5 protein-coding genes are annotated in these 3,599 nt (G+C 58.8%); 1 reads left to right on the top strand and 4 read right to left on the bottom strand.

The features are described 5' to 3' along the window. The first annotated feature begins 130 nt into the window (after window positions 1-130). Complete coding sequence (locus WCG50_RS18280) at window positions 131-508, top strand: c-type cytochrome (RefSeq protein ID WP_336901027.1); 378 nt, start codon at window positions 131-133, stop codon at window positions 506-508. A 39-nt stretch (window positions 509-547) separates the two neighbouring features. Here WCG50_RS18280 and WCG50_RS18275 read toward each other — a convergent pair whose 3' ends face one another. The 4 genes from WCG50_RS18275 to WCG50_RS18260 all read right to left on the bottom strand — a co-directional run. Next, a complete protein-coding gene (locus WCG50_RS18275) occupies window positions 548-1,396 on the bottom strand; it encodes a DMT family transporter (protein ID WP_336901026.1) in 849 nt (282 codons plus the stop codon). A 40-nt stretch (window positions 1,397-1,436) separates the two neighbouring features. Beyond that, complete coding sequence (locus tag WCG50_RS18270) at window positions 1,437-2,423, bottom strand: quinoprotein relay system zinc metallohydrolase 1 (protein WP_336901025.1); 987 nt, start codon at window positions 2,421-2,423, stop codon at window positions 1,437-1,439. A gap of 4 nt (window positions 2,424-2,427) precedes the next feature. Further along, a complete protein-coding gene (locus WCG50_RS18265) occupies window positions 2,428-3,228 on the bottom strand; it encodes a quinoprotein dehydrogenase-associated SoxYZ-like carrier (RefSeq protein WP_336901024.1) in 801 nt (266 codons plus the stop codon). Between the two features lie 152 nt (window positions 3,229-3,380). Continuing rightward, a partial coding sequence (locus tag WCG50_RS18260) for a phosphate acyltransferase (RefSeq protein ID WP_336901023.1) occupies window positions 3,381-3,599 on the bottom strand: 219 nt, incomplete at its 5' end.

Here is a 3,599-nt window from a genome sequence, read left to right as displayed (position 1 = left end):
TATGTCGGCTCGGTCATTGTCAACCAGGCGTCATCGCAGTATTACGAGCCAGCGCCGGGTCGCAATTGGACGTTGGGATTACGGCTAGTCTTGCCCCTTTAATTATTTTTTCACTAGGAGGTTTTTTACCATGGTTCATCGCACCCTACTCGCTGGCTTGGCCGGTTTACTCTTGCTCTCTTCGGTCGTTGCCAAGGCAGACGATGCCAACGATGAGAAAGCCAAGAAAATGGCCAACAATGCGGGCTGCTTTACGTGTCATACCCTGAAACATCAGGACTCCAAAAACGGTAGCAAGCCCGTTGGACCCGCTTGGGAAGATGTCGCTATTCAGTACAAAGGCAAGCCCGGCGCGACCGAGTTCCTGACCCACATCGTGCTCGAAGGCTCCAACCCCTACGCCAGTCACTGGAAGAACAAGGCTGCCGGTATTGCCATGCCGCCTAACGCGGTAGCGATCTCGGAAGCCGATGCTCGTCAACTGGTGTTCTGGATTCTTTCGCACTGACCTCCCGTTCTCAACAGGAAAATTACGGAGTGATACGCGTCACTTCGTGAGTTTCCGCCCGGTCACAACCAGCGCGATGCCTCCCAAAACAGCGATGGAGGCAAGGACAAGACGCAGTGTGATGGCTTCATCCAGAAATAAGGCGCCACCCAGCGCCGCAAGCACCGGTACACCAAGTTGGACCGTGGCGGCTGACGTGGCCCGCAATTTTGGCAACACGCTGTACCAGAGCGCGTAGCCGAGGCCAGAGGCAAGCGCGCCAGAGGCAACGGCGTAGCCAATGCCAAAAATATCCAGCGAATAGCGCGGCAGCATGACAAGACTGAGCGCCGCAACAAACGGCAGTGAGCGGATGAAATTACCCGCTGTGCTGGCTGTGGCGTTGCTGCTGCCGCGGCCACGCAAGGAATAAACACCCCACCCAACGCCTGCCAAAGTCATCAAAAGTGCGCCATCCAGGCGCGGGGCCGCAAGGCCTGGCAACATCAGCCCGACTAACCCGGTAAAGGCCAGGATTAATCCGCCAGACTGGACAAGGCCGAGCCGTTCGCCACGCCAAAGTCCATAACCAATCATGGTCGCTTGCACCGCGCCAAAAAGCAGCAAGGCCCCTACCGCCGCGGGGAGTGTGAGGTAGGCAAACGAGAAGCCTGCGGCATAGGAAAAAAGTGCCAAGGCAGAAGGCCAGCTTCCATGTTGGCGAATTGATCCGCCCCGAAGTCGAACAATGAGCCACAGCATCAGCGCACCCGAGGCCAGGCGAATAAGGGTGAAGCTTGCCGCGTCGATATGGGCGCCGCGTAGCGCCATGCGGCACAGCAGCGAGTTGGCTGCAAACGCCATCATCGCGACAGTCGTCGGCATTACTTCATGAGTCATCTTGGTCATTTGCCAAGTATCCAACAAAGCGGACCTTTGCTAAAACTATTCAACGCAGCGGCTGGGCTGCCCCCAAACTCTGGACTTCGTATTGGGGGTAGAGGTGCGTCACGTTGCGTGTGAACTCGGTGTTGAAGGCGGCCCAAGTGCGGTAAGTGGCTGGCACCGGACTGCGCAGCACATCGATCATTTCAAGCCCGTTTTGTGCAGACTGCGAGAAGGTGCCGTCCAGCCAAGTCAGGTAATCGCGGGTTTGCCGCAAGGCTGACATATCGGGTCGCACGGGGCCGTGGCTTGGAACCACATAGCGCAGTTGTTTGCCGGGAAGTTCCGCTTCCAAGTCAGACTCTAACTGGCGCAGGCTGGTCAGCCACTGAGGCAGTTTGGCGTGTGGGGTGGTCGGAATGCGATCAGCAAACGCCAGACCACCCACAAACGCCACGCCGCTGTCCAGATCGATCAGCACCAGATCCGAGGCGGTGTGACCCTGGTAGGCCCGCAACTCAAAGTGATGCTGTCCTAGCGTCCAGCGGCCGGGTGTTTGCTCTGTGTTGGGTGCCAGGGTTTCGGTGCCCTTCATCCAGTCGCCGCAAGCCCGGTAGAGGTTGCTCTCGTAGCTGGCGGATTCGCGTGCGATGCCGGCACGTGTCTCGGCGGTAGCGCGCCGAGGAACATCGGCAAAGGCCTGGTTGCCCAGAAAGTAGTCGGGGTGCAAATTGAGGTGCAGCACTTGCGACACGGGCCGCGCCGTGGTGCGGGCAATCAGCGCCCGCAGTTGCTCGCCATACAGACGCGACGGACCGGTGTTGATGACCAGTACGCCGGCCTCGGTGTCGATGAAACCCGTGTTGATGATGTTGCAGCCGTTCGCGGGCGAGAAGTCGGCGTTGGTGCCTTCGACCACGTAAACCCCGGGCGCCAGGGCACGAGCTTTGAGTTGGTAGTCGAGCGTGGCGCGGTCTTGTGCACAAGCAATACTGCCAAAACACAGCAGCAGAAAGGCCAGGACAGATTGGTAGATTGAAATGATTTTCATGGCGTTATTCAATCTGGGCCGCCACGCGGTTGCCATTGTTGTCGGTACCCGTGAGCACCAGCGGCCCGGGGATGCGCTGAGCGAAGTCGAATGAAAACACCGGGTTTTCGCTGACGGGCTCAAACAAATCCATCTTTAAAAGGGGCTCGCCCGTGCTGCTACTGACCTGCAATCGGTTCAGGTAAAACGCCGGAATGCCGCCGACCAATCCGGTGTCCATCGGGTGCATGACGCGCAGGCGTAAGCGGGCGCCGTGATTGGTGCTCTGGGCCGGGTCAGGCGATTGGTCAAAGACACGGCTGGACACCAAGCCCAGCGTTTTGGACCAACTGCCGTCCTGCCGAGTTGCGCCCGCCACCGTGCAGCCGCCACCCGAGGACTCAACCCAGGTGCTGCCGACATGCCAGACACCATCTTTGGTTTTGGCGGCCGCGCGCACCGGGCTGGCCTGTTCCATCTTGAACCTGAACGACACCCGGGGCAGCAGTGCTTGCTGCGGGTAATACGCCAGCACCTTGCGGATCGGATTGCGGTCCACCAACACCACGATTTGTGTGACGTCCGGCAGGTCCTTGGCATCGACGCTGATCGGCACGTTCATCGGGTCTTCGGCAAATGCCGGGCCACTCACCTGTACCCGCGCATCAAACACAAAGGGTTCGCCCCCCAGATAGGCCTTGTGCAGGTCGGGCCAGGCAAACGAATGGAAGGGGTCGTCCGCATGGGCCACTTGCGCCCAAGTTGAGCCGTAAGCAACGCTGGCCAGCAGGGCGGTGAGCACGGCTCGAAAGAATGGGTGTGTCATATCGGAACAATCAAATGATGATCGACATGAACAAGCAATTGGCGTGCCGCCAAGGCCGCCGGGGTCAGACGCTAGAATTTATATAAAATCAGCCTCTAGCCCCCGTGTTTATTGCGTTATTAGCTACTAAAAAAGTAGCAAGTGACAAAAGCTCAATGCTTGGCCATCGCTTCTGCCTGGATGGCTGTCAGCGCGATGGTGAACACAATGTCATCCACCAGTGCGCCGCGCGACAAATCATTCACCGGTTTGCGCAAACCCTGCAGCATCGGGCCGACCGACACGACGTTGGCCGAGCGCTGCACCGCTTTGTAGGTGGTGTTGCCGGTGTTGAGGTCGGGGAAGATAAAGACCGTGGCCTGACCCGCCAC

The organism is Rhodoferax sp. (assembly GCF_037143375.1).
In the GTDB taxonomy this organism is placed as follows: Bacteria; Pseudomonadota; Gammaproteobacteria; order Burkholderiales; family Burkholderiaceae_C; genus Rhodoferax.
The sequence above is the reverse complement of the archived record's forward strand: the minus strand, read 5'-3'. Positions and strand labels throughout refer to the sequence as shown.